General features: G+C 49.7%; 26 protein-coding genes. 1 reads left to right on the top strand and 25 read right to left on the bottom strand.

The window, feature by feature from the left end:
- Positions 1–36: 36 nt before the first annotated feature.
- The 16 genes from IEW48_RS12265 to IEW48_RS12340 all read right to left on the bottom strand — a co-directional run bounded on the left by IEW48_RS12265 (position 37) and on the right by IEW48_RS12340 (position 16,288).
- Positions 37–1,695 (bottom strand): ABC transporter substrate-binding protein, encoded by a 1,659-nt coding sequence (locus tag IEW48_RS12265; RefSeq protein ID WP_188624010.1) that lies wholly within the window; start codon positions 1,693–1,695, stop codon positions 37–39.
- Positions 1,696–1,732: 37 nt separating this feature from the next.
- Positions 1,733–2,719: an ABC transporter ATP-binding protein gene (locus tag IEW48_RS12270; protein ID WP_188624011.1), complete on the bottom strand. Its 987-nt coding sequence runs from the start codon at positions 2,717–2,719 to the stop codon at positions 1,733–1,735.
- The gene (locus IEW48_RS12275) at positions 2,712–3,704 is read right to left on the bottom strand and encodes an ABC transporter ATP-binding protein (RefSeq protein ID WP_188624012.1); all 993 of its coding nucleotides are present in this window, start codon (positions 3,702–3,704) and stop codon (positions 2,712–2,714) included. The genes IEW48_RS12270 and IEW48_RS12275 overlap by 8 nt, the downstream gene beginning before the upstream one ends.
- Before the next feature lie 291 nt (positions 3,705–3,995).
- Positions 3,996–4,763 carry a 3-hydroxyacyl-CoA dehydrogenase gene (locus IEW48_RS12280; protein WP_188624013.1) on the bottom strand — a complete coding sequence of 256 codons (768 nt, stop codon included), beginning with the start codon at positions 4,761–4,763 and terminating at the stop codon, positions 3,996–3,998.
- A gap of 61 nt (positions 4,764–4,824) precedes the next feature.
- A complete protein-coding gene (locus IEW48_RS12285) occupies positions 4,825–5,976 on the bottom strand; it encodes a thiolase family protein (protein WP_188624014.1) in 1,152 nt (383 codons plus the stop codon).
- 34 nt (positions 5,977–6,010) lie between these two features.
- Positions 6,011–7,195: a CaiB/BaiF CoA transferase family protein gene (locus IEW48_RS12290; protein WP_188624015.1), complete on the bottom strand. Its 1,185-nt coding sequence runs from the start codon at positions 7,193–7,195 to the stop codon at positions 6,011–6,013.
- 72 nt (positions 7,196–7,267) lie between these two features.
- Positions 7,268–7,492, bottom strand: a complete 225-nt coding sequence (locus tag IEW48_RS12295; protein ID WP_188624016.1) for a helix-turn-helix domain-containing protein — start codon at positions 7,490–7,492, stop codon at positions 7,268–7,270.
- Positions 7,493–7,806: 314 nt separating this feature from the next.
- On the bottom strand, positions 7,807–8,790 hold the full coding sequence (locus tag IEW48_RS12300; protein ID WP_188624017.1) for a quinone oxidoreductase family protein: 984 nt from the start codon (positions 8,788–8,790) through the stop codon (positions 7,807–7,809).
- Between the two features lie 35 nt (positions 8,791–8,825).
- Positions 8,826–9,227 (bottom strand): SDR family NAD(P)-dependent oxidoreductase, encoded by a 402-nt coding sequence (locus tag IEW48_RS12305; protein ID WP_188624018.1) that lies wholly within the window; start codon positions 9,225–9,227, stop codon positions 8,826–8,828.
- A 10-nt stretch (positions 9,228–9,237) separates the two neighbouring features.
- The gene (locus IEW48_RS12310; protein ID WP_188624035.1) at positions 9,238–10,992 is read right to left on the bottom strand and encodes an acyl-CoA dehydrogenase FadE; all 1,755 of its coding nucleotides are present in this window, start codon (positions 10,990–10,992) and stop codon (positions 9,238–9,240) included.
- Between the two features lie 72 nt (positions 10,993–11,064).
- Positions 11,065–11,817 (bottom strand): 2-phosphosulfolactate phosphatase, encoded by a 753-nt coding sequence (locus tag IEW48_RS12315; protein ID WP_188624019.1) that lies wholly within the window; start codon positions 11,815–11,817, stop codon positions 11,065–11,067.
- A gap of 4 nt (positions 11,818–11,821) precedes the next feature.
- A complete protein-coding gene (locus IEW48_RS12320; RefSeq protein WP_188624020.1) occupies positions 11,822–12,889 on the bottom strand; it encodes a phosphotransferase family protein in 1,068 nt (355 codons plus the stop codon).
- A gap of 27 nt (positions 12,890–12,916) precedes the next feature.
- On the bottom strand, positions 12,917–13,327 hold the full coding sequence (locus IEW48_RS12325) for an acyl-CoA thioesterase (RefSeq protein WP_188624021.1): 411 nt from the start codon (positions 13,325–13,327) through the stop codon (positions 12,917–12,919).
- A gap of 76 nt (positions 13,328–13,403) precedes the next feature.
- Positions 13,404–14,183, bottom strand: coding sequence for an enoyl-CoA hydratase/isomerase family protein (locus IEW48_RS12330; protein WP_188624022.1), 780 nt, complete (start codon positions 14,181–14,183; stop codon positions 13,404–13,406).
- Positions 14,184–14,296: 113 nt separating this feature from the next.
- Positions 14,297–15,070: an SDR family oxidoreductase gene (locus IEW48_RS12335; protein WP_188624023.1), complete on the bottom strand. Its 774-nt coding sequence runs from the start codon at positions 15,068–15,070 to the stop codon at positions 14,297–14,299.
- A gap of 12 nt (positions 15,071–15,082) precedes the next feature.
- A complete protein-coding gene (locus IEW48_RS12340) occupies positions 15,083–16,288 on the bottom strand; it encodes an acyl-CoA dehydrogenase (RefSeq protein WP_188624024.1) in 1,206 nt (401 codons plus the stop codon).
- Between the two features lie 268 nt (positions 16,289–16,556).
- On the opposite strand from IEW48_RS12340, the gene IEW48_RS12345 reads away from it, so the two are divergent.
- Positions 16,557–17,186: a TetR/AcrR family transcriptional regulator gene (locus IEW48_RS12345; protein WP_188624025.1), complete on the top strand. Its 630-nt coding sequence runs from the start codon at positions 16,557–16,559 to the stop codon at positions 17,184–17,186.
- A 154-nt stretch (positions 17,187–17,340) separates the two neighbouring features.
- Here IEW48_RS12345 and IEW48_RS12350 read toward each other — a convergent pair whose 3' ends face one another.
- The 9 genes from IEW48_RS12350 to IEW48_RS12390 all read right to left on the bottom strand — a co-directional run bounded on the left by IEW48_RS12350 (position 17,341) and on the right by IEW48_RS12390 (position 24,789).
- A complete protein-coding gene (locus tag IEW48_RS12350) occupies positions 17,341–17,754 on the bottom strand; it encodes a MaoC family dehydratase (RefSeq protein ID WP_188624026.1) in 414 nt (137 codons plus the stop codon).
- Entirely contained in the window at positions 17,751–18,200 is a 450-nt protein-coding gene (locus tag IEW48_RS12355) for a MaoC family dehydratase N-terminal domain-containing protein (protein ID WP_188624027.1), read from the bottom strand. The genes IEW48_RS12350 and IEW48_RS12355 overlap by 4 nt, the downstream gene beginning before the upstream one ends.
- Before the next feature lie 363 nt (positions 18,201–18,563).
- Entirely contained in the window at positions 18,564–19,322 is a 759-nt protein-coding gene (gene fabG, locus IEW48_RS12360; protein WP_188624028.1) for a 3-oxoacyl-ACP reductase FabG, read from the bottom strand.
- A 52-nt stretch (positions 19,323–19,374) separates the two neighbouring features.
- Positions 19,375–20,616, bottom strand: a complete 1,242-nt coding sequence (locus IEW48_RS12365; protein WP_188624029.1) for a class I adenylate-forming enzyme family protein — start codon at positions 20,614–20,616, stop codon at positions 19,375–19,377.
- Between the two features lie 110 nt (positions 20,617–20,726).
- Positions 20,727–21,449: an RNA-guided endonuclease InsQ/TnpB family protein gene (locus tag IEW48_RS12370; RefSeq protein WP_188624030.1), complete on the bottom strand. Its 723-nt coding sequence runs from the start codon at positions 21,447–21,449 to the stop codon at positions 20,727–20,729.
- Positions 21,450–21,456: 7 nt separating this feature from the next.
- Positions 21,457–21,762 carry an AMP-binding protein gene (locus IEW48_RS12375; RefSeq protein WP_188624031.1) on the bottom strand — a complete coding sequence of 102 codons (306 nt, stop codon included), beginning with the start codon at positions 21,760–21,762 and terminating at the stop codon, positions 21,457–21,459.
- Between the two features lie 82 nt (positions 21,763–21,844).
- Positions 21,845–22,117 (bottom strand): hypothetical protein, encoded by a 273-nt coding sequence (locus IEW48_RS12380; protein WP_188624032.1) that lies wholly within the window; start codon positions 22,115–22,117, stop codon positions 21,845–21,847.
- A 106-nt stretch (positions 22,118–22,223) separates the two neighbouring features.
- On the bottom strand, positions 22,224–22,814 hold the full coding sequence (locus tag IEW48_RS12385) for a hypothetical protein (protein ID WP_188624033.1): 591 nt from the start codon (positions 22,812–22,814) through the stop codon (positions 22,224–22,226).
- A 358-nt stretch (positions 22,815–23,172) separates the two neighbouring features.
- Complete coding sequence (locus IEW48_RS12390; RefSeq protein WP_188624034.1) at positions 23,173–24,789, bottom strand: long-chain fatty acid--CoA ligase; 1,617 nt, start codon at positions 24,787–24,789, stop codon at positions 23,173–23,175.
- Positions 24,790–24,923 lie beyond the last annotated feature (134 nt).

A 24,923-nucleotide genomic window follows, 5' to 3' on the forward strand; every position in this document is an offset into this window, starting at 1 on the left:
ATGGAGGCCGTACTACCCTCAGGGCTTTTTCATCCCTTATTCAAGCTCCACGTACATGAGAGATTCACTTGTTGAGGGATGCGGAACGTAATTTTTGACGTGGCTGCGTCCAGCAAGCACAGGTGTGTTATGCACCAGGGGAATCCAAGGTGCGTCTTCATGGATAATCTCCTGGGCTTTCCGGTATACGGCCGCCCTTTCATCCGGATCTAAAATGTTTTGGGCTTGAACCAGCAATTCATTAACCTCCGGATTATCATAGAAAGTCCGGTTGCCTCCCGGGATCGCATAGCCACTCAACAAGTTATACAGGAAATAGTCAGGATCCCCATTCACCCCGGACCAGCCCAGCATAAACACGTCCTGCTTCCCTTCCTGTGTTTCTTCCAGGTAGGTCGCCCATTCCTTGGTGACAATGTTGGCCGTCAATCCTACTTTACGGAAATCTTCCTGCAAAGCTTCCGCTGCTTTTTCAGGATCAGGCATATACGGACGGGCCACAGGCATGGTCCACAGGTCAAATTCAAAGCCGTCAGGATAACCGGCCTCGGCCAGGAGCTGTTTGGCCAGCTCCGGATTATACTCATATTCCTCTATGCCGTCATGATAGCCAAGGTATCCAGGCGGCACAGGGTTTTTGGCCGGAATGGCCAGATTGTTGTATAGACCGGCAATCAGCGCCTCTTTGTTCACGGCATGATTAAGCGCCCGGCGCACCTTGGGATTATCAAAAGGCGGTTTTTGCACATTAAAACCTAAATAGCCCACATTATTGGGTGCCCGCTCAAACAATTGCAAATTGGGATCCGACTCCACTACAGGGACGTCATCGGGATTTAAACCGTCCATGATGTCAATTTCCCCGGCACGCAACGCGGTAAAGCGGGCTGAATTGTCCGGGATCACCTTAAAAATGATGCGATCCAGTTTAGGCAGTCCTTCTTGCCAGTAGTCCGGATTCTTCTCCAATATGATCGTGTCATTTTTGCGCCACTCTTTAAACACAAAGGGACCGGTTCCCACAGGATTCTCCGTAATTTGTGGACCGTATTCTTCAAAGCTGGCCGGGGAGGCGATCGCGAAGTAGTTAGCCCCCAGATTTTGGATAAAGGCTGCCATGGGTCGCTTTAATTTAAACTCAACAGTATAATCATCATGTTTGACAATTTCTTCGATCACATGGCCCTCATCCCCTTTAAACCCGCCGAATAAGGAGCCGTAAACCGAGTAGTCGAATCCTTCTTCAGCAAAGTGGTAAGGATGATCAGGATCAGACCAACGTTCAAAGTTAAAAATGACCGCATCGGCGTTAAAATCCGTCCCATCGTGGAACTTCACCCCTTGGCGCAGGTAAAAGGTATAACTGAGGCCGTCCTCAGAGATGTCCCAGTCATGGGCCAGCCCCGGTTTTACCTCGAAGGAATCAGGTTCAAACTCCACCAGGGTTTCAAAGATTTGCTTGGTGACCCGTGACGACTCCCCATCGGTGACACTGGCAAAATCAAGGCTGACCGAATCTCCCCCACGGGCGAAAATTAGGGTTTGCTCTCCCCGGGGTTCCTCTGCGGTTTCTTCCTGTTCATCTGCATCAGCACCGGGATCTGCCGGGGCTGACGTATCTTGGCCGCCACAAGCCGCCAAAACAAGTGCAAGTGAGAGCAGAAGCACAACAAAGTTAAAAAATTTTCTTGGCATGCTGTTTCCCCCTTTATATGTAGAACTTTTTATATCATCACGTGGCTTGGTGTGTCTCCGGATAGAGGTGACAAGCCACGAAATGACCGTTGCCATCGTTTAAAAGTGACGGACGCTGTTCCTTGCAAATCTCCATCGCCTGCGGGCAGCGGGTGTGGAAGGCGCAACCGCTTGGCGGATTAGCCGGACTGGGGACATCCCCCTTTAAAATAATCCGTTCTTGTTTATAGTCCGGGTCCACCACAGGCACAGCTGAAAGCAAAGCCTGGGTATAAGGGTGTTTGGGATTGTCATACAAAGCATCAGTTGGAGCCAGTTCAACCAGGCGTCCCAGATACATGACTCCTACGCGGTCAGAAATGTGCCGCACCACACTCAAGTCATGGGAAATAAAGATATAAGTCAGATCAAATTTTTGTTGCAAATCTTTTAACAAATTAAGCACCTGGGCCTGGATGGACACATCCAGCGCCGAGACTGGTTCATCCGCTATAATCAGCTTGGGGTTGATCGCCAGGGCACGGGCAATGCCGATCCGCTGTCTCTGTCCCCCGCTAAACTGATGGGGATAACGCTTGGCATGGTAACTGGAAAGCCCCACAACTTCTAAAAGTTCATAAACCCGCTCCCGCTGTTCTTTGCGGGTGCCAATTCCATGCACCCTGAGCGGTGCGCTGATAATTTTCTCCACGGTATGACGCGGATCAAGGGAGGCATACGGGTCTTGGAACACCATCTGCATATCCCGCCTCACCCGCCGCATCTCTTTGAAACTTAGTTTGGTTATGTCATGATTGGCAAATATAATCTGGCCGCTTGTCGGTTCAATCAGGCGTAAAATGACCCGGCCTGTGGTCGACTTTCCGCAACCGCTCTCCCCGACCAGGCTTAACACTTCCCCTTTGTATACCGTAAACGACACATCATCAACGGCTTTCACTTCCCCGATCTTACGTCCGAAAATTCCCCCTGTGATGTCAAAATACTTTTTGAGATGGCGCACCTCCAGCAAGGTTTCAGCCAACTTGTGCCCCTCCTTCCCGTTCGTACAATAAACACCGGCAACGGTGTCCAGGGCTCATCTCTAACAGTTCTGGATCTTGTAGATAACAAGCGTCAAAAACAAATTCACAGCGGGGGGCAAAGCGGCATCCTTGCTTGATGGTGCCCGGTTTGGGAACCTGACCGGGGATAGAATACAGACGCTCTGCCTTTTGGTGCAACTTGGGCAAAGACTTGATCAGTCCTTGTGTATAGGGATGTTTGGGATTTTTTAATATAGTTCGCACATCCCCTTCTTCAATGATTTGCCCACTGTACATGACAATGACCCGGTCACAAATATCTGCCACAACACCCAAATCATGAGTAATCAGCATAATCGCTGTCCCTTTTTCCTTATTTAGTGTTTTCATAAGATCCAAGATCTGGGCTTGAATGGTCACATCCAGGGCAGTGGTAGGTTCATCAGCGATGAGCAGGAGCGGCTCACAGGACATGGCCATGGCAATCATCACCCGCTGCCGCATCCCCCCTGACAGTTGGTGGGGGTAGGCATCCACAATTTGCTCCGGCCGGGGGATACCCACGCTCCTAATCATGTCTATAGCCATTTCCCTGGCCTTTTGTTTGCTTACTTTTTTATGTATCCTGATCGCCTCGCTCACCTGGCGGCCAATCGTAAACACAGGATTCAGCGACGTCATTGGTTCCTGAAAGATCATGGCGATATCATTGCCCCGTATGGACCGCATGCGCTTCTCTTTGACCTTGACCAAGTCCTCGTTGTTAAACAGGATTTCACCGCCCACAATTTTCCCGGGAGGATCGGGCACGAGCCTCATAATGGACAACGAGGTGACACTTTTGCCGCAGCCAGACTCTCCCACGATCCCTAAAACTTCCCCTTTGTTTATATGGAAACTGACGTTGTCTACGGCAGGAATTTCTCCATCATCCGTATAAAAATGGGTTCGCAGATTTTTTACTTCCAAGATGGGCTGTGTCACGTGCTTCCTCCTTCCTGCGCTTCACCATGCTTATTCAACTATCCATACATTGTCCAGATAAGGCGGACTGTTACTATATATACGACATAAGGCCTAGCAAATCCTCTTTTTTTTATAAAAAATTTAATGTTTTTTATTAAACATGTAATTTTAGGAATTTAAATTAATAAATAAAAATCAGTAATTGAATAACCCCGCCATATGGACGGGGTCTTCTTAATACCGGTCTCACTTTACGACGGTAATCTCACCCAGGGGCAGCAAACAGACGCGGAGGTTGTTCCGAGACATTCACCGGGGCGGCATGCGCAATGCACCGTCCAGACGGATGGTCTCTCCGTTTAACATGGGGTTCTCCACAATGCTTTGCACCAGGCGGGCATATTCCTCCGGATAACCTAATCTGGACGGAAATGGAACAGAGGCCCCCAACGCCTTCCGTGCTTCTTCGGGCAAAGAAGCAAACAAAGGTGTGTCAAACAGCCCGGGGGCAATGGTCATCACCCGGATGCCGTACCTGGCCAGTTCCCTGGCAATGGGCAGGGTCATCCCCACGACCCCGCCCTTAGAAGCGCTGTAGGCGGCCTGCCCAATCTGTCCCTCAAAGGCGGCCACGGAAGCCGTGTTGATAATCACCCCCCGTTCACCGTCTTCAGTGGGAGTATTGTCAACCATCTTCTCCGCTGCCAGGCGAATCACGTTAAATGTCCCGATCAGATTGACTTGGATGACTTTACTGAATGAAGCGAGGCTGTGCGTCTTGTTTTTGCTTAATACTTTCTCGGCAATGCCAATACCGGCGCAGTTGACAGCGATGTGTATGGCCCCAAAAGTCTCAAGGGACTGTTGGAGGGCCTTTTGCACATCCGCTTCACTGGTGACATCCGTTTGAATAAACAGCGCACCCTCCCCCAACGCCTCACTCAATTGCTTTCCTTTTTCGGCGGCTAAATCTAAGATAACGGCTTTTCCACCTAGAGCGACAATTTTTTTGACTGTCGCTTCACCCAACCCGGATGCTCCCCCGGTAACAACAGCGACCTTTTCCCGAATATTCATGACTTTCCTCCTTGCCCAGTGGATATTCTATTCCGATTATTCTCATTCATGTATATGTTAGCTAATCCAAACGCTCAATGATAGTCGCATTGGCCATCCCGTGACCTTCACACATTGTTTGCAGCCCGTAACGGCCGCCAGTACGCTCCAGTTCATGCATCATGGTTGTCATCAACCGGGCCCCAGAGGCGCCGAGCGGATGGCCCAACGCGATAGCGCCGCCATTGGGGTTCAATTTGTGTGGATCAGCTCCCGTTTCAGCCAGCCAGGCCAAGGGAACCGGAGCAAAGGCCTCATTGACTTCAAACACATCAATATCATCCAAACTTAAACCTGCCTTCCGCAGCACCTTCTCAGTAGCCGGTATAGGCCCGGTTAACATTAAAGTCGGATCTGAACCCACAACCACCCGGGCCAGGATGCGAAAACGTGGCCTCAAGCCAAGTTTTTCCGCCTTCTCCCTGGACATCAAGAGAAGAGCTGCAGCACCGTCGCTGATTTGACTGGCGTTGCCTGCATGAATGACCCCGTCTTCCTTAAACGAAGGTTTAAGCTGGGACAGTTTTTCCAGTGAGGTATCCTCTCTGGGCCCTTCATCTTGGGTAACCATGGTTTTTGTCCCGTCAGGAAGGGTGACCTCAACAGGCATAATTTCACGTTCAAAACGGCCTTCTTTTTGGGCTTGCACCGCCTTGTGATGGCTTTCTAAAGCGAATTCATCCAGCTGCTCGCGGCTGAAGCCCCATTTTTTTGCAATTCTCTCGGCTGACAATCCTTGGTGAATCATTTCATAGCGGGAGGTCAGTTTTTCACTCCACCCGGCCCCCTGCAGGTTGGAGAACATGGGGACCCGGGACATGCTTTCCACACCGGCGGCAACGACCACATCCATATCACCGCTTAAGATGGCCTGGGCAGCAAAATGAACGGCCTGTTGGCTGCTGCCACACTGGCGGTCTATCGTGGTGCCGGGAACCTCAACCGGATAACCGGCAATTAAAGCAGCCACCCGTCCAATGTCTGCCGCTTGTTCTCCCACTTGGGAGACGCAACCCATAATCACATCATCAATGATTTCAGGTGAAATCCCCGCCCGGGCAACCAATTCTTTTAATGCTTCTGCAGCAAGTTCATCAGGACGGATCTGGCTTAAAGCGCCGTTCCGTCTGCCAATAGGGGTGCGGACTGCTTCTACGATAACAGCTTCACGCATGGCCATCTTCCTTTCTTTTAATTAAGTGATAAACCTATCCATCTATCACCTTGTCCTGCCTGAGTTGTGCGATCTCATCACTGGAATAACCCAGTTCAGCTAACAGTTCTGCCGTGTGCTCACCCCGTTTGGGAGCCAAAGTGCGGATCGCCCCTGCCGTCTCCGACAGTTTAATGGGGATCCCCAGCTGTTTCACTAAACCTAACTCCGGATGTTCAACCTCCACAATCATTTCACGATGATTCACTTGCGGATCTTTTAGTGCTTCTTCTAGATTTTTTACAGGGGTAACGCAAGCCTCCTTCCCTTGGAACCGCTTCAACCATTCTGCTTGCGTCCGGCTCTTGATGATCTCAGCAATGTCTGCTTTCATTTGCTCCTGTTCTTCCTGGGGTGCATGAAGCCGTGAAACATACTCCGGCCGTCCGATTTCTTCACAAAAAACCTGCCAAAATTTATGTTCTAAGGCACCCACAGCCAGAAAGCGCTGATCCGCTGTTTCATACACTTGATAACAAGCCAATCCCCCTGACAAGGGCAATTGGCCGCGCCAGGGCAGCGTTTTGGAGGCCAGAAAAGCTGGCAGGCTGGTCTCTAGCCAGGAAAGCACCCCATCCATCATAGAGACATCAATAAACTGCCCCCGCCCGGTCTTTTGCCGTGCCTGAAGCGCCAACAAAATGCCTACTGCGGCCATTAATGCGCCTCCGTCGATATCAGCAATCTGAACCGCAGGGATGACCGGCTTGCCTTCCCGTTCTCCTTGCAGGTCTAATAAACCTGTAAAACTTAAATAGTTAATATCGTGACCGGGCAAATGAGCATAGGGTCCAGACTGGCCATAGCCGGTAATGGCGCAATAGATAAGCCTGGGATTAATAGCTTTTAAAGTTTCATAGCCTAAGCCCAACCGTTCCATCACACCTGGCCGAAAAGATTCCACAAGCACATCAGCCGATTTCACCAACTCCAAAAAAATGGCTCTGCCCCGTTCATCCTTCAAATTCAAACTGAGGCTTTTTTTATTCCTGTTTAAGGAAAAAAACATGGCACTCTCTGTACCTAACTTGGGTTCATACAGACGGGCATAATCTCCCAGCCCAGGCTCTTCTATTTTAATCACTTCTGCACCGAAGTCCGCTAAAAGCATGGTGCAGTAGGGACCTGGCAACAACCTGCTTAAATCCAATACTCTCAAAGAATGTAAAGGAAAGTTCATTTTGTCCCCTCTTTACCGATGATTTTCAACAACAAAAACAATGGCCCCAAAATCGGGGCCGTGCTGTTAATGTTAAATATCTAATTCACCTAACCGGACCAATTCAACAACAGCCTGGGAGCGACCTTTGACGCCAAGCTTCTGCATGACATTTGAAATATGATTGCGGACCGTTTTTTCACTGATAAACAGCTGGTCTGCAATCTCCTTGGTCGTCTTGTCTTGTACCAGTAGTTCAAACACTTCTCGTTCTCGGTTGGTCAGCAATGGCTTACCGTGTTGCTCTTTCCCCTTCAATAAGCACCCCTCCTTGCACGGGTTCAAAAATACAAGGCAAAGGTTACAGTCAAGTTATTTTATGACTGGGGAAAAAGTGTGGTGCTTGAGGGGTGAGAATTTAGGCCTGCGCCTACAGTATATGCAGGCAGGAAGGGGTGAGTGAGCATCTAAACGGCCGTTGAATGGACACCCCGATAGATAACACTTCTCCGGTTTATTCAATTGTCGTCAACACCCACCATACTGTTAACTGGCCACTCTTTGGGGCATCGTTAACAACTTGGGTAATCTCGGCCAAAAAACGTTTGGCGGGTAAACATGGCGAACCACCTCTAGGGCACCAAAATCAGTTTCCCGGTGGTTTTCCTTCCTTTCATCAACGCTTGTACTTTGGCTGCTTCCTCCAGCGCATAGACGCCTCCTATGATCAATTTAAGCTGTCCCTGCTGGACATAGGACAACAGTTCTTTCAAACTTTGCCGGTATAAATCCTGCTTTCTCATGATTTGGGGCAGGAAGAAACCAGTCACGGTATAATTTTGGGCCATCAATTTGACAGGATTAAACTTCGGCGCTTCCTGGCTGGCCAAGCCGTAAATCACCAGGCGGCCAAAGGGAGCCAAAATAGATAAGGTTTTGTGAAAAACAGAACCACCCACCATTTCCAAAGCCACATCCACACCCTGGTTCTCTGTCAGCTCCAGCACTTTTTGCTCCCACCCATCCCTGGTGTAATCAACGGCAGCATCGGCCCCTAGATCGAGCGCGATTTGCCGTTTTTCTTCTGAGCTGGCGGTGGCAATCACCTGGCCGGCGCCAAACAGCTTCGCCAATTGCACGGCCAAGGTGCCCACGCCGCCCGCCGCAGCATGGACCAGGACCCGTTCTCCCTGTTGCAGCTGCCCAGATGTTTTTAAAACATGATAAGCGGTTAAACCTTGCACCAAAAGGGCGACGGCCTGGCGATCATCCACACCCTCGGGAATGGGTACCAGTGAACGTTCATCAGCCAGGGTATACTCGGCATAGCCTGTGGCTCTTTTGGAGCCTAACAAGGTGACCACCCGCTGGCCCACCTTGACTTGCTCCACTTCATCGCCTACCTCACAAACCACACCGGCCACCTCAGAGCCGGGTACATAGGGTAAGGGGGTAGGCACCACATACTGCCCCTCCCGGCGGGCAATATCGGCAAAATTGACACCGATTGCCTTAATTTCAATTAGCACTTCTTTTCCCTTTGGTTGCGGGCGTTTCAGTTCGACCAGTTCCAGTACTTCCGGTCCGCCAAACTGTTTAAATTGAATGGCTTTCACGATCCTTCTCTCCCTTCCATATCAAAGCATGTTGTTTAGCTGACCAACCAGCCGCCATCCACCAGCAAATCGGACCCGGTCATATAGGAGGCTTCGCTTGATGCAGCAAAGGCAATCACATTGGCAATTTCTTCAGGTTTGCCTACCCGCCTTAAGGCGGTGTGCCGCTTAATGGCCTGTACAAATTTGTCGTTCTGTAATCCAAACGTGTTTTCGACGTAAGCAGCGAGGCCTTTCACATCGGTTTCCCGGGTCACGTCAGCCGCAAACACATGAGCCTGTGGGCCTATCTCCTCAGCAACAGACGCCAGTTTTGCTTCTGTGCGCCCCACCAACACCACCTGGGCGCCATCGGTTGCCAGCCGCTTGGCTGTCGCCGCTCCAATGCCACTTCCAGCTCCCGTGACCACAGCAATGAGATCCTGAAAACGTTGCATGCTCTCCCTCCTATTCCGTCACATATTTTTCAGCGTCCAACACTCTGGAGGCAATCTCTCTTTTTCTTTGCAATGTTTGTTCAAAACGGTATTTGCCTATTTCTCTTTGAAACAGTTTGATATATAGCGCTTGACGCTCTCCCGTTGTCAACGCGCAGGCCAGCCGGCGGGCAATCAACTCACTTTCCAACAGGACATCTTCAGCACAGGCACGGGCCAGTTCTGCTTTCAATCCTTGCCCTCCTGCTTTCTTGGCTCGCAGCACCGCCGACTCTGCCGCATACAAGTTAATTGCCAGCTCCGACAACTTCATTAACACTTCCTGTTCTTCCTGTAACTTGTCGCCCAAGGTTTGCAAGGCCAATCCGGCGCCAACCAGGAAAAGGCGTCTTAAACTTAAGATCATCTCTTGTTCCTGAGCCAACGGTCCCTCAACCGGCAACTGTGGTTGATGCAATTCCTGCACAGCCTGTTCAATGGCCCCTTGCAAATCCAGTTTGCCTTTTTTGGACCTGCGGAGCAGGAAGCCTGGCACAATCAGGCGGTTAATTTCGTTGGTACCTTCAAAGATACGTTGAATACGGGCATCTCTGTACATCTGCTCAACGGCATACTCTTGCATAAAGCCGTATCCCCCATGGAGCTGCAAGGCCTCATCCACCACTTGGTCCAGGGTTTCGGAGCCAACCACCTTGCAGATGGCACACTCGATGGCAAACTCACTCAATCCCTCGATCACCTTGTTTTGATCCGTTTCCTCATATAAATCTCCCAATGCTTCCTCCAGCAAACCGCCGGTCCGGTATTGTAACGACTCCGAAGCATAGATGCGGATGGCCATATTGGCCAGCTTCTCTTGGGTGGCGGTAAAGGCAGACAAGGGACGCTTAAACTGGTAGCGCTCTTTCGTATATTTCACAGCCACTTCCAGGGCTTTTTTGGCTCCCCCGGTGCAGGCAAAACCCAGGTTGTAACGCCCCAGGTTAAGCACGGTAAAGGCAATCAGGTGGCCCCGTCCCACTTCACCCAACACATTCTCAACGGGGACCGGGCAATTTTCCAGAATAACGGAACGAGTAGAGGACCCTTTAATCCCCATCTTTTTTTCTTCCAGGCCTAAGGACAGTCCGGGAAAGTCTTTCTCCACAATAAAGGCAGTAAACTTTTCCCCATCCACCTTGGCATAGACGATAAACGTGTCGGCAAAGCCGGCATTGGTAATCCATTGCTTGGTCCCGTTTAACACATAATGGGTCCCGGCATCATTCAGGACAGCCGTCGTTTTGGCACCCAGGGCGTCTGAACCAGAAGAGGGCTCGGTTAAACAGTAGGCCCCAAGATATTCACCTGAAGCCAATTTGGGCAGGTATCTTCTCTTTTGTTCCTCCGTTCCGAAATAGGTGATCGGCAGTGTGGCAATACAAGTATGATTGGAGTGGGCCACACCGTATGATCCACTGCCACCTAAAGCCTCCCCGACAATGCCTTTGGTTACTTTATCCAAACCAAGCCCGCCGTACGCTTCCGGAATGCTGTGGGCCAGTAAGCCCAGTTCTCCCGCTTTTCTTAGTAGACGAACCGTGAGCTCAAAATCCTGATTTTCGATTTCCTCCGAATGGGGGTTTACTTCACCTTCGACAAAATCTTTGGCAGTGGCCACGATCATTTTTTGCTCTTCTGTCAAGTCTTCCGGTGTGAAAACGGCATCAGCTTCAACCTGGCTGACCAGAAATTCTCCCCCTGTACGTTGACCCGTTGTTTCCATCGCACCCATCACTCCTCCACCCAAAATCTTGGCTCTTCTGCACCTTAAATGTGCTGACTTTCGTTTGTTGGCTTACCTTCGTTCCTTTACCGGCTCAAAACACCCCCTGATGGCACCCTGTTCCGTTAAATAAGGAACCACTTGGGCGGCATCCCGCTTTAAGGCGTAAAGGACCTCATGGCCAAACCCCTGGCGCATCAGCATCTGTCCCACGCGGGAGCATTTTAAAACAGATTCCCCTTGCCCCTTCCGGCTCTGGTAAAACAAGAGGGCAGCCTGGGCCGCATCGGTTAACTCCCACGGTTGATGCTGATGCCGGACCAAGCAATGTGACAAATATCCGGCACCATAGAAATCTTCCAGATTAAAAGCACCACCTGAACCGGAACAGACAATCAAGATGGTTTTGTCATGATGGTCACTCACAATTTTTTGAGCCACACGCTCTCCATTTAAAAGTGCACCAATATACACCTTTTCAGCACCAGCTGATTTGCGGATGGCAACGGTGCCGTTGGTGGTGGACAAGATGACCGTTTTGCCTTTTACCTTTTCTTTTAAAAAAGTGGGGCCAGGATCCAAAAAGCCGTCAATGGTTTTTCCTTGGTACTCACCAGCCAAAAGAGGCTCCCCGGCGGAATACCTTTTGGCTCTCTGCCTTGCTTCTTTCTCATCCAGGACCGGGATCACCTCTTTGGCCCCATGCTCCAACACGGTCACGATCGTGGTGGTGGCCAGGAGGATATCCAGCACAACAACCACTTTGTCCTGCAACTTTTCTTCAATCAGCTCTTCCTTGCGCATCAAGAGATGAATTTTACCCATCTGTTTACCTCAAATCCCCTCTCTCGGCATAGTGATGGGCAACCTCTACCAGCCCGCGCACAAAGCCACCCATGCGGGCAAAACGCTCATCCTGTGTTTGCCCTTTTTTCCACCGGTAATAAATCTGCTGGCAAATGACGGCCAACTTAAAATAGGCAAAAGTGAGATAATAGTGCATGTTGGTCACATCCCGCCCGCTTTTTTGGGCGTATGCTTCGATAAACTGCTCCCTGGTCATAAATCCCGGCAACACTGTGACAGGCGGTTTGCCAAAGCCATACCTTAACACATCAGGATCATCGTGCTCTACCCAGTAGCTCAAGGCACAGCCCAAGTCAGCCAAAGGATCCCCGATAGTGGACATCTCCCAGTCAAATATACCGACGATCTCTTTTAATTCCGGGTCAAACATCACATTATTCAACTTGTAATCGTAATGGATCACGCTGGGCGGGGGTGAGGGCGGGAGATGATTCACCAGCCAGGCGGTTAAGGCCTCCACCTGGGAGATCTCGTCTGTTTTGGCCCGCTCGTAGCGTCCGATCCAGCCTTTTACCTGCCGCTCCAAAAACCCTTCCGGCCGGCCGATATCCCCCAAACCGGCCGTCTGGTAATCAATGCTGTGCAAGCGGACAAGGGTGTCCACCATCAGTTCAGAAATCCGGGCACAAACTTGAGGCGTGCCAGGTCTGTCAGCGGGAAACCCAGTATCCAGCACAACCCCCTTGCGCCGTTCCATGATGAAGAACGGGGCCCCGATAATGCTTTCATCATCGGTAAAGACAAACGGTTGGGGCGCCAAAGAGAAGACGGGATGCAATTTCTTTAAAATGCGAAATTCCCGTTCCATGTCATGGGCTTTGGGGGCCACGGGCCCCAGTGGTGGACGGCGCAAAACGGCTTCCCAGGATCCGACCTTTAAGAGATAGGTCAGATTGGAATGACCCGCAGCAAACTGTTTGATCTCCAGCGGAGCATCTTCAAGATGAAAATGGTTGCGGAGAAAGGCCTCCAGCTTGGGGATATCCAGTTCTTCTCCCTTGCGTACGGGAATAACCTCCCCTTTGGTCATATCCATCCCTCCTTCCGTCAGCTTTTTTTACAAACTTATTTCTGTTTTCACATGGGCTTCCAGCATTTTGGCCAAATCAGCGGGAATTGGCTCGCTCTGTTGTTGTTCAAAGTTAAAGTAAATCAAGACGGATTCAGACCTGGCCACAACCTCACCTGACCGCGCATCCACGATGGTTTGGGCCAGGCGAAAACTTTTATTGCCAATCTTGCTGACCCAAGTGTGCACCTTTAAGCGTTGGTTAAAGTAGGCTTGTTGAACAAAATCGCAACTGACATGGCCCAGAATAAACGGCCATTCGTCAACCGCCATTTGGGTGTCCAACTGTTCAAAGAATTCAACCCTGGCTTGTTCCAGATAAATGAAAAAGCTGGTGTTGTTCACATGGCCCAATGCATCTGTTTCACAAAAGCGGACTTTCAGCTCTGTTTCGTGCATCCCTGTGACTCCTCCCCTGCTTCTGTTGAATGAGTCTTGCGCTAAACATGGTGTGAAATCTACCAACTGCTCATTCCTACCGTCCTTTGAAAACAGGCTTGCGCTTTTCGTAGAATGCGGCCACCCCTTCCCGGTGGTCTTCCGTGTTGGCCAGGATAGACTGCCCCTGGGCTTCCGCTTCTAACACGGTAGATAAATCAGATTCGAAGCTGGACAGCATTGTTTTCTTCATATAGCCAAAAGCTTTGGTCGGCATCGAGGCCAGTTGTGTGGCCAACTGAATCGTTTCTTCTTCCAGGCGGTCATCACCGACCACCCTGTTAACCAAGCCCATGGCATAAGCCTGTTTGGCATCAATCGTTTCACCAGAAGCAGCCAGCTCCAGGGCCCGCCCCAAACCGATCAAGCGGGGCAAAAAGTAGTGCGTTCCTACATCAGGCATCAGACCAATTTTAATAAAGGCTAAACAAAAGTTGGCTGATTCAGACGCAATGCGGAAATCGGCAGCCAAAGCCACACCCAGCCCGGCGCCGTGGGCTGGGCCATGTACGGCCGCCACAACCGGTTTTTCGATCTCTGTCATCAGCTTAATGGTCCGGTTATAGGTTTGACGGAGATAATCCCCCACATCGACCGTTTCATCCCTCTCCTGCATCGCTTTCAGGTCTGCTCCTGCACTGAATGCTCTCCCTTCCCCGCGCAGGACAATACAGCGGACCGCTTCGTCCTCTCTTGCTGTGCTGAGGGCATGATAAAATTCCTCATGCAGCTCCAAATTAAACGCATTTAACACCCTGGGCCGGTTAAACGTAATCGTTGCTATTTTATCCTGAACCTCAAAACGAATCGTCTCCATGGTTTCTCCTCCTCGATTTTTTACCTGGGCCTTTTAGCCAACATGGTCAGTGTCATATAGGTCAACACGATTAGACCATCAACACGGTTTGTACATAAGGACAATAAATTACCCTACATGGCGTGTGCCCCGCCGTCAACGACCAGCACATGACCGGTGACATAATCAGAAGCGCGGGAGGCCAGAAAAACCGCTGCTCCTTTCAAATCATACTCCGAACCGAAACGCTTCAATGGTGTATGACGCAGGATTTTATCCTTGTTCCGTTCAATGACGGGTCTCGCCATTTTGGTGGGGAAAAAGCCCGGGGCAATGGCATTGACATGAATGTTATATCTGGCTAACTTCACGGCCAAATCTTTGGTTAAGGTAATGACCGCCCCTTTACTGGCCTGATAGCCAATGGCATCAAGCACCTCCGGGTCACTGCCGCCCAGTCCGGCTACGGAGGCAATGTTAATGATCTTGCCTTCCTGCTGCTTGACCATTTCTTTAGCCACGGCCTGGGACATCAGAAAGGTGCCGGTGACATTGACCTGCATCACCTTTTCAAATTTATCCAGCGGCATCTCCAGAGCGGGTGCTCCCCAGGAAATTCCGCTGTTATTGATTAAAATATCAATGGATCCAAATTGATCCATGGTTGTTTTAACCACTTCCTGCACATCGTCAGGCTGAGTCACGTCACATTTTAAGGCCAGGCTTTGGACACCTTTAGTCTTGAGCTTTTCACTCACATCCCGGCAAGCTTCCAGTTTGCGGGAACACACCACCACATTGGCCCCGGCTTCAGCCAATGCCTCTGCCATCTGGGCCCCAAGTCCCCGCCCCCCTCCTGTGACGATAGCTGTTTTGCCTTTCAAACTGAACAATTCCTGAATATGCATCAGCATCCCCTCCTATGAATAAGCTCTCAATTCTAGTTTGGCAATGGCCTGACGGTGCACTTCATCGGGACCGTCAGCCAAACGCAACGTACGCTGGTTGGCCCAGTGGGCGGCCAACGGAAAATCTTCTGAAACCCCTGCCGCCCCAAAGGCTTGGATGGCCCGGTCCAATACCTTTAAAGCCACATTGGGAGCCACCACTTTAATCATGGATATTTCTTTGCGGGCCACCTTATTCCCCACGGTATCCATCATATAGGCCGCCTTCAATGTCAGCAGCCTGGCCTGTTCAATCTCGATGCGGGAGTCGGCGATCCACTCCCGGATCACCCCTTGCTCTGCCAAAGGCTTGCCAAAGGCCACCCGGTTCAATACCCGCTTACACATCAGTTCCAGCGCCCGCTCTGCTGCCCCAATGGAACGCATACAGTGATGGATCCGGCCTGGTCCCAGCCGCCCTTGGGCAATGGCAAACCCCTTACCTTCCCCCCAGATCATGTTCTCCGCTGGCACGCGCACGTTGTTAAACTCGATTTCTGCATGCCCATGGGGTGCATGGTCATAACCAAACACGGGCAGCATACGCTTAATTTTGACCCCTGGGGTATCCAAGGGCACAATAATCATGGAATGGCGCTCATGTTTGGGCGCATCGGGGTTGGATAAACCCATGACAATGGCAAACTTGCAACGGGGATCTCCAGCTCCGGAAGACCACCACTTGCGCCCGTTAATGACGTACTCATCCCTGTCCCGCTCAATCCGGGCTTGCATGTTGGTGGCATCAGAGGAAGCAACCTGGGGTTCAGTCATGGAAAAGCAAGAGCGGATCTCCCCTTTGAGTAGAGGTTCCAGCCACTTTCGCTTTTGCTCTTCGCTCCCGTAACGGACCAGCACTTCCATATTGCCAGTGTCCGGGGCACTGCAATTAAACACTTCAGGAGCGATAAAGGAACGTCCCATGATTTCGCATAACGGCGCATACTCTAAATTGGTCAGGCCGGCACCGTACTCACTATCGGGCAAAAACAGGTTCCACAATCCGGCCGCTTTCGCCTTTGCTTTCATCTCCTCCATCACCGGAGGCACTTGCCAGCGGGAACCGGCCTGTTTTAACTGCTCTTCATACGTTTTTTCATTAGGATAGACCACCTCTTCCATAAAGGCCTGCAGCTCTTTTTGCAACTTCTTCACCTTATCCGAAAATTCAAAGTACATCACACAAGATCTCCTTTCCGTTTCAGCCGGTTATATTCCTCAGCTGTTTTCCTCCCCTTTAACAGATATTTCTGTAAAATAACCATGTTATCATAATTGATACTAATGTCAGCTTCATTATCTTATACTCGAGCCTGAACGTCAAGGTAATCGCATAATATTAACTATTATCTGTCAATATTAGTTGACACCCTTGTCATATTTGATATATCATATAGAAACTATCAGTTTTAAACAAGTTGAGTGAAAACTGGGGTGCTGATCTACGATGGAACACAAACGCTTAAACAGACATGAACGACGCAAAGCCAGAACCAAAGCAGCCATCCGTGACACAGCGTTAGACATTTTTTTAAAAAAAGGCTATCACCGCACCAGCATCCAGGAAATCATGGAGCAAGCAGATCTTGGCTATGGCACATTTTATCAATACTACAATTCCAAACTGGATGTGTTACTGGAACAAGCGAATGAAGTGTATGCCAAAATCACAGAGCATTACCATAAGCCGCCCCTTTCAGAAACCAGCATTTTCAAGCGGACATTAAACAGCATCCGCAACGTGCTGGAAGCTTGCCATGAACACCGCAAAGTGATGACCGTCTTAAATGAGGCCAAACATACTGATCCCGAAATTAAACAGATTTGGGATAAGATTATGGGAGAACTGACCCGGCGTCTGGAGTTTGACATTTCCTGGAGTTTTCATAAAGGCTTGTGCCGTCCCGTGGATAAACAGGTGGCCATTGCGGCTTTACAGGGCTTGATTCTGGGGGCCATTGATTACGTCCTCCACCTTGACGGACCTGACGTGAATATTGACCAGATTTCCGCTGACGTGTCGCTGATGTTTAAAGAGGCCATTTTTATCCAGGATGAGATGCCGCCGCGTACTTGACTGCAGTACGTATCAATCGACTCACCCAGGATCACGATAGAGAAGCAATAGACATTATCGGCCTATTGCTTCTTCGTTCACTGAGTGTGTTATAAAAACACATCATCTCCTCACGGTTTACCAGTTATGTAAGCCTCTTTTTAACCCCAATATTCTAATCTCTATAGCAAATAAATTTGACCTGACCTGAGGCAACACTAACGCCTTTCTGGTTTCGGGCCTGGACATCAAATGTATAGACGTCACCCTGTTCAGTCTCTTCTTTTTCAATTACCTTCCCGCTCACTGTAATTGTATCTCCGACGAAAACCATTCCCACAAAACGAGTCTGAAATTCTTTTAAATACCCTTGATGCAAATAGGGAGAAAACAGCCTGCCCATTTTAGCCATTGTTAACATGCCATGGGCAATAACCCCTGGCAACCCGGCTTTCTGTGCTTCCTCATCAATAGTATGAATGGGATTGTAGTCACCTGAAGCCCCTGCATATTTTATTAGCTCGAGGCGTGTAACAGGCGGCAGTGTCAGTGGTTCAAGCTCATGGCCAATCTCCCACCGAACCGTCATCTTTGCATCCCCTTTCGCACTGTTTCAGTGATAATAATCGTTTCTCTGGTCATAAAAATCCTTTTTCCTTCAGGATCTTCGCCTACCCGTTCAAACACCAGAAAGGTGAGCAGACCGGAGCCCCCCTTTTTCTCAAACACCTTCTTCAGTTCAGTGTAACAATATACCTCTTCCCCCACCAGCAAAGGACGCTCATAATAGAAACTTTGCTCTCCGTGAATCAGACCACTCTCTGGGAGTGGCAGGTCTTTTATTTTTCCGTACTGAAATGTCCGGGGAAATGTGGGCGGTGCGATTAAACTCCCGTACCGGCTTTGGGCAGCCGTCTCCTCATTTAAATACAGGGGATTTAAATCCCCGATTGCCTCGGCGAATTTTCGTACGGCTCCTCGTTCGACACCATTTTTCACTTTGGGGGATCTTTTGCCGACAAATTCAGCCCACATATCTCATCACACCTCTCTCAAAAAATACACAGCAAATCCTCATTTGTCATGTAAATATCTGAATCCGGTATGGAATAATGAACCGTTGTTCCTGACATGAATATAATGAAAACACCCAGGGGCTAAGAAGACATTATTCCCTAACTGATTGCGGCCCATCTGGGGCTAATTGCACTTTAAGGAGAGAAAAAACGCGCAATGGATGTCTTTTTCTATGGTATGTTTGCCCCAGTCCATAGCCCGGGTAATTGGTGAAAATCATTGTACTGCTTTGCTTAACATTCGTCGTCATCCTAACTCCACCCAATGATGCCGCCGTAAATACCCCTTTGTCGGTCAGTATAGGCCTCTTTCTGGCCGCTATTATGCTTTCGGCCCCCCGGCCACATAAAGGACCTGCCCGTTGACGAAAGAGGCTTCTTCTGAAGCAAAGAATAGGGCGGCGTAGGCAATATCCTCGGGCTTTCCTGAGCGGCCAACGGGTATGCTTTGAATGGCCATTTGCTTGAACTGTTCAAAGTCAACTCCTACCCGGGCAGCGGTGGCTTTGGTCATCTCTGTCTCAATAAAACCGGGGGCGATGGCGTTCGTGGTGATGCCAAACTTACCCAACTCGATGGCCAATGTTTTGGTAAACCCCTGCAACCCTGCTTTGGCGGCTGCATAATTGGCTTGCCCCCTGTTACCTAAAGCTGACGTGGATGACAGATTAATGATTCTGCCGTATTTTTGCTCCACCATATATTTTTGCGCAGCCCGGCTGCAATAAAAGGCCCCTTTCAAATGGACATCCATCACTTGCTCCCAATCTTCATCCGTCATTTTAAACAACAGGTTGTCGCGGATAATCCCCGCATTGTTCACCAGAATATCCAGCCGCCCCCACATACTGACAATACTGTCCACCGTGTTTTCCACCTGGCTGCGGTCTGTCACATCACAGCGTAAAGCCATCACTGTCAATCCTTCATTCTCCAGTTCCTGACCGGCAGCCTGCACCAGTTCTTCGTTAATATCCACCAGGCACACTTTCGCCCCTTCTCTAGCAAAACGTGCAGCAATCGCTTTGCCGATTCCCCGGCTTGCTCCTGTGACCAGCGCCACTCTGTTGGTCAAACGCATCGTTTTCTCTCCCTTCTATCACTTCTGCTGTACCGTTAATAAATAAGCATCCCTAGGCAAACTTGATCTCGCCGCGCAACACCGTTTTCAAGACCTTTCCGCTTGCGTTTCTGGGCAAGGCAGCGATAAATTCAACCTCAGCCGGAACTTTATATTTGGCTAAGCGCTCCCAGCAATAATTTAAAATAGTTTCCTCACTGATGCTTTGCCCATCTTTCAACACCACATATGCTTTGGGCACTTCACCGTACACTTCATGGGGAATGCCCACCACAGCGGCCTCCAAAATCTCCGGGATTTCGTACAAGACTTCCTCAATTTCTACGGGATATACATTTTCTCCGCCGCGGATAATCATGTCCTTTTTGCGGTCAACAATATACAAAAGGCCGTCTTCGTCCAGACGTCCCAAATCCCCGCTGTACAGCCACCCGTCTTTGATGGCTTCTTGAGTCGCCTCAGGATTATACAAGTATCCCTTCATCACGTTGAGCCCTTTAACAATAATTTCGCCAACCTCCCCAACAGGCACATCTTGGCCGTGCTCATCAACCACCCTCACTTCGCAATTGGGCAGGGGTTCCCCCACAGAGCCGATTTTTTCGAGGGCATAAAGGTCTTTTAAAGTGGTGGCTCCGGGAGCATTTTCCGTCTGGCCGTAACAGTTTTGCACTTTGACCTGCGGGAAGCGCTGCTTCACCTTTTTGACCAGCTCATACGGCATAGGAGCTGCGCCATAAGTCAGGAGACGCAAGTGAGGCACATTCACTTGTTCAATCCCCGGTTCGTTTAACAGCAGTGTGTACATGGCCGGCACCCCAAAAAAGACCGTCACCTTTTGCTCTGCCATGGTCTTCAGAGACTGTTTAGGGCTGAAACCAGGCTCGATCACCACGGTGCCACCCGCATACATGGCAGGCAGCATAAACACGTGACTGGCCGCACAGTGAAAGAGCGGCGCCACAATCTGCACCTGGTCTTGGGCCGTTAACTCAAATGCAGTGGCCCACATATCACTGACGGCCACACAATTGCGGTGGGTCAGCATCACCCCCTTGGGCCTGCCGGTGGTGCCCGAAGTGTAAAAAATAACGGCCACATCCTCCTCTGTCCCATCTTTTGTTTCATATGACCCTTTATACTGGCTAAGAATCGCCTCCAAAGCAGGATCAGAGCCACCGGGCTCGAGTACAAGATACTCTTCCACATGTTGCAGTTCAGGGCGCAATTGATTGACAACATCAAGATATTGGCTGCTGTAGAGCAATCCCTTTGCTTTGGAATGATGTGACATACTCCCACCACCTACGCTAACGCTTAGAGGTGGGGGCTTCTCGGGTAATTCCTTCTAACGAAGGAAAATTGACCGAGCGATCCCCGTGTGCCCCACGGTTCGAGATCCAGTTAGGCAGTCCCTAACTGTTTCAGACCTTCTTTTTTGATATTGATGGCGGCATTGGTGTCTCTGTCTGCCACAAAACCGCATTCACAACAAAACAGACGTTCGGAAAGCGATAGAGACACCTTCACCCGGCCACAACATGAACACATTTTGGATGAGGGGAACCATTTGTCGATTTTGATCAGCTGCTTTCCCTGTTCTGCTAACTTGTATTGAAGGAAAGAGGTGAACATGCCCCAACCGTTGTCGTGGACGCTTTGACCGAAATGGAGGGCTTGAGACATCCCTTTCATGTTGAGGTCTTCAATCACCACCGCATCATACCGGTTGGCCAATTGTCGTGCAGCCTGATGCAGAAAATCCTGACGTTGGTTGGCAATCTTTTCGTGCAACTGGGCGACTGTCAGCCGCTGTTTGTGCCAACGGTTGGAACCTTTCCGGCGGCGTGACAGCACCCGTTGCGCTCGGGCCAGTTTTTCCAAGGCTTGCCGGTAGAATCGAGGATAATTGGCTCTAAGCCACGGAAAATCCCGTTTGTACTTGGCCGGAGTGGGAAATTTGTGCTGTTTCAAAGCTTCTTTGTCGTCTTTGAACTTTTCATAAATTTGTATGCGTTCCTCAAGCATTTTGTTGTAGACGAAACGGACGCAACCGAACGTTTTGGCGAGCAGTTGTTCTTGTTCTTGTGTTGGATACAAACGGAATTTGTAGGCTTTGTTGGCCATATCCGCATCACCTGCCCACAATACGAACGTTTGTTTGATNTTCAATTTCCCGGGCTGCCAGTCTGGTGTTTACGGGCAAAACAGTATACCCGCCCAGCTGGCAAGCAAAGTAGGCCACCACAAACCGGTCGCAGTTAGGGAGCAGCAGCGCCAGTATATCCCCTTTCTCAAAGCCTTTTTCCCGGAGGTAACCAGCCAAACATTTCGATTGTTCGTATAATTGGAGATACGTTGTTTCCCTGCCTTCAAACACGCTGACCAGTTGCTGTGGGGTTTCTTCGGCCCAACGGCGTAAAATATCTCCGATTAGCACTCCCGTATCTCCTTTCTTTCTTAAAATTTAAGTCTTGTTACAAACACTGTAACTCTTTCTGTTCTCATCTATGCTCAATTTTTTAGGATGAGACATGCGAACTTTCTTCTGTCGTTTTGTCCTCATTTCTAATCAAAGACAAGTTATCCTCTGAACGGAAACCAATCAACAGAAGGTAGAGCAAAATCCCTATGCCAAGCCCCCAGGCAGGACCTTGTAAAGCAGTAATCATACCAATGGCCAGGGCCATTCCTCTGGCCACATTGTTATCCACCATGGCCATGGCCACATACGCACAAGCAAACCCGGTTAGCAATAAGGTCAGAGATAGAGCTACCGGCAAAAGAGGAGTCATAATACCTATCATTGGTGTTAAAAAACATAGGGGAATCGCTAACCAGTACCAGTTAATCGTTCCAGAGTATATTGACTCCAAAGCTTTTTGTCCAGACTTGTAGCGTTCAATGATATAGACTTGAACCCCTGTCCACATAGGACCATGCAAACACTAAAATGTACACCATGAGCGCCAATGGCAAAGCAGCAATGATCATCTCAAATGAGGGAAATCCTACCCCCCACGGGGTCAGCGTAGCGATCATTTCACCAAATTGGGGAACAAAGATGCCCCATTCTATTGAAAATGAGATCTCTCCGGAAATCACACCGGCAATAGCGGCGGCAATAAAACCGACCAATATGGCATTAGAAGCCAGGATCACTTTCAATTTTGTATCCTTTAATCTCTTAAATGGAATGGAAAACATCAGAATCAGAACCACAATCCAGGCGGTCACCAACGTAACAGGCAATGTCTCCAAACGATCAAGTTCCGATTGAAAGGCTGCAATGGCTGCCCCCATAATAATGCCCGCTTTTAATACTGTTGGGACAAAGCGATGAAACTTTTCCCCCAGGCCCGTGACGGCAAAAAATAGAAAAATGACTGATACACAAATCATTAAGGCCAACATGGCATGCACCGCTTCTGTACCTGGGGCGTACCCCCCCAAAAAAAAACCAGCGTCAACGGCAGAGCAGGCGTGATCCATCCTGCCGCATAAGCGTCACCAAATAGAAAAGTCTGGGTCCACACCCAAAACAATTGTATGGATACAATGGACCAGGCCACATTAAACGATACATCAAAAAACTGCATTAAAAGGGGAGCAACAGCCGCACCAGTTGCCAATGAAAGCAAGCTGCCCTGCACTACTTCAGGCCAGGTGATCCCCACGTGGACACCTGGGACTCTTAGTGTAAAAGGACCCCATTTAATGCCTGGTTGGATTTCACCGTACGCTCTTCTTTTGGCCATGATTTACTGGTTTTGAATTGTAAATGTATTCTGACTTTTTATAAAGTGGAAAGGGAGTGACCTTTCCACTTTATAAACCTATTTCCCTTTAACTACTTGGCATGTTGCAAATGATCCTTTAACTGTTCCCGCAGCTTGCGTTTCATAAATTTACCCACCGATGTTTTGGGAATTTCATTCAGGAACACAACATCATCAGGCAGCCACCATTTAGGAAACTGTGGTCTTAAAAAGTCAAGCAATTGCTCTTTAGTCACCTGATCTTTGTACTGCTCCTTCAGTACAACGCACGCTAAGGGCCGTTCCTGCCATTTGGGGTGGGGGACAGCGATGACAGCAGCTTCAAATACCGCTTCGTGGGCCATCAGAGCATTTTCCAGATCTACCGAAGAAATCCACTCCCCGCCGCTTTTGATCAGGTCTTTCGTCCGGTCTACAATCTTAATAAATCCTTCCTCATCCACTGTAACGACATCCCCGGTATGGAGCCAGCCCTCTTTAAACGTATCCTTTGTTCGTTCATCCAAATAATACTCACTGGCAATCCACGGTCCCCTGAGCAAAAGCTCGCCCATTTCCTGCCCATCCCACTTCACTTCTCCATTTTCATTGATGACCTTCATTTCCAGCCCGGGTACGAGCAAGCCCTGTTTGGCGCGGATATCCAGACGTTCTTCAAGGGACAAATCCTGCTGGTAACTCTTGAGACGGGAGACAGTGACCAACGGGGTCGTTTCGGTCATCCCGTAGGCGTGCAAAAAGGGAATCTTGTATTTTTCCTCGTAGGTTTGGATCATGCCCTTGGGTGCGGCCGACCCGCCGCACAACACAGCCCTGAGGCTGCTGGTGTCATACCGGCCTGTTTCCAGCTCCTTCAGCAAGCCGAGCCAGATGGTGGGTACACCGGCAGTGAGTGTGACCTTATACGATTGAATGAGCTCGGCCAGCACTTGGGGGGTGAACTGTGGACCGGGCATGACCAAAGTGGTCCCGAACCAGACAGCGGCAAAGGGAATGCCCCAAGCATTGACATGAAACATGGGCACAACCGGCATGCATACATCTTGTTCTGAGAGAGCAGCTGTATCCGCCAATCCCAGAGCCATACTGTGTAACACCAGTGCCCGGTGGGTATACACCACCCCTTTTGGATTACCGGTCGTGGCCGAAGTGAAGCACATACCCGCCGGTGAATGTTCGTCAAGATCCTTTTTAAAAGCAAAATGGGGGTTTCCTTTTTCTAACACATCTTCATAACTGTAGACGGGCTTTAATGTTGTTTCCGGCAACTGGCCATCAGTCAGCACAATATAGGCTTCAACGGTTTTGAGTTGCGTGTGAACAGGCTCGATCAAGGGCAACAAATCTTCGTCAATCAACAGCACCTTGTCTTCCGCATGATTGACAATGTAAATGATATGTTCTGGGGAAAGCCGGATATTAATGGTGTGCAAAACAGCCCCAATCCCCGGGATCGCAAAGTAGGCTTCCAAATGGCGGTGATGGTTCCAGGCCAGGGTGCCAATCCGGTCTCCTTCTTTCACACCCAATTGGGACAAGGCATCGGCCAACCGTCTTGTCCGCTGCCCGATTTCCTTGTAAGTCAATTCATGGATACCGGTCGAGGTGCGTGACACCACTTTTTTCTTGGGGAAAAAGCGTTCGGCCCTCTCCAGCAGGGAGCTGACATTGAGCGGAATATCCATCATTACGGCATTCCTCCCTCTAGAAATGTTGATCTATCAAGGCTTTTCGGCCTCTCAGGGGTGTCCAAAAAATATTTTTCGACAAAATCCCTTACATCCTTTTTCAGTTTTGTGGATATCTTACAGACCTAGGGTGC

This window comes from Caldalkalibacillus thermarum (assembly GCF_014644735.1).
Lineage (GTDB): Bacteria > Bacillota > Bacilli > Caldalkalibacillales > Caldalkalibacillaceae > Caldalkalibacillus > Caldalkalibacillus thermarum.

Bases quoted from the DNA above. Each gene is read 5' to 3' on its own strand.
- IEW48_RS12265 (WP_188624010.1), bottom strand. From the start codon at position 1,695: ATGCCAAGAAAATTTTTTAACTTTGTTGTGCTTCTGCTCTCACTTGCA.
- IEW48_RS12280 (WP_188624013.1), bottom strand. From the start codon at position 4,763: ATGAATATTCGGGAAAAGGTCGCTGTTGTTACCGGGGGAGCATCCGGG.
- IEW48_RS12285 (WP_188624014.1), bottom strand. From the start codon at position 5,976: ATGCGTGAAGCTGTTATCGTAGAAGCAGTCCGCACCCCTATTGGCAGA.
- IEW48_RS12290 (WP_188624015.1), bottom strand. From the start codon at position 7,195: ATGAACTTTCCTTTACATTCTTTGAGAGTATTGGATTTAAGCAGGTTG.
- IEW48_RS12305 (WP_188624018.1), bottom strand. From the start codon at position 9,227: ATGCAACGTTTTCAGGATCTCATTGCTGTGGTCACGGGAGCTGGAAGT.
- IEW48_RS12310 (WP_188624035.1), bottom strand. From the start codon at position 10,992: ATGGAAACAACGGGTCAACGTACAGGGGGAGAATTTCTGGTCAGCCAG.
- IEW48_RS12315 (WP_188624019.1), bottom strand. From the start codon at position 11,817: ATGGGTAAAATTCATCTCTTGATGCGCAAGGAAGAGCTGATTGAAGAA.
- IEW48_RS12320 (WP_188624020.1), bottom strand. From the start codon at position 12,889: ATGACCAAAGGGGAGGTTATTCCCGTACGCAAGGGAGAAGAACTGGAT.
- IEW48_RS12325 (WP_188624021.1), bottom strand. From the start codon at position 13,327: ATGCACGAAACAGAGCTGAAAGTCCGCTTTTGTGAAACAGATGCATTG.
- IEW48_RS12330 (WP_188624022.1), bottom strand. From the start codon at position 14,183: ATGGAGACGATTCGTTTTGAGGTTCAGGATAAAATAGCAACGATTACG.
- IEW48_RS12335 (WP_188624023.1), bottom strand. From the start codon at position 15,070: ATGCATATTCAGGAATTGTTCAGTTTGAAAGGCAAAACAGCTATCGTC.
- IEW48_RS12340 (WP_188624024.1), bottom strand. From the start codon at position 16,288: ATGTACTTTGAATTTTCGGATAAGGTGAAGAAGTTGCAAAAAGAGCTG.
- IEW48_RS12345 (WP_188624025.1), top strand. From the start codon at position 16,557: ATGGAACACAAACGCTTAAACAGACATGAACGACGCAAAGCCAGAACC.
- IEW48_RS12350 (WP_188624026.1), bottom strand. From the start codon at position 17,754: ATGACGGTTCGGTGGGAGATTGGCCATGAGCTTGAACCACTGACACTG.
- IEW48_RS12355 (WP_188624027.1), bottom strand. From the start codon at position 18,200: ATGTGGGCTGAATTTGTCGGCAAAAGATCCCCCAAAGTGAAAAATGGT.
- fabG (WP_188624028.1), bottom strand. From the start codon at position 19,322: ATGCGTTTGACCAACAGAGTGGCGCTGGTCACAGGAGCAAGCCGGGGA.
- IEW48_RS12365 (WP_188624029.1), bottom strand. From the start codon at position 20,616: ATGTCACATCATTCCAAAGCAAAGGGATTGCTCTACAGCAGCCAATAT.
- IEW48_RS12370 (WP_188624030.1), bottom strand. From the start codon at position 21,449: ATGGCCAACAAAGCCTACAAATTCCGTTTGTATCCAACACAAGAACAA.
- IEW48_RS12380 (WP_188624032.1), bottom strand. From the start codon at position 22,117: ATGACTCCTCTTTTGCCGGTAGCTCTATCTCTGACCTTATTGCTAACC.
- IEW48_RS12385 (WP_188624033.1), bottom strand. From the start codon at position 22,814: ATGGATCACGCCTGCTCTGCCGTTGACGCTGGTTTTTTTTTGGGGGGG.
- IEW48_RS12390 (WP_188624034.1), bottom strand. From the start codon at position 24,789: ATGATGGATATTCCGCTCAATGTCAGCTCCCTGCTGGAGAGGGCCGAA.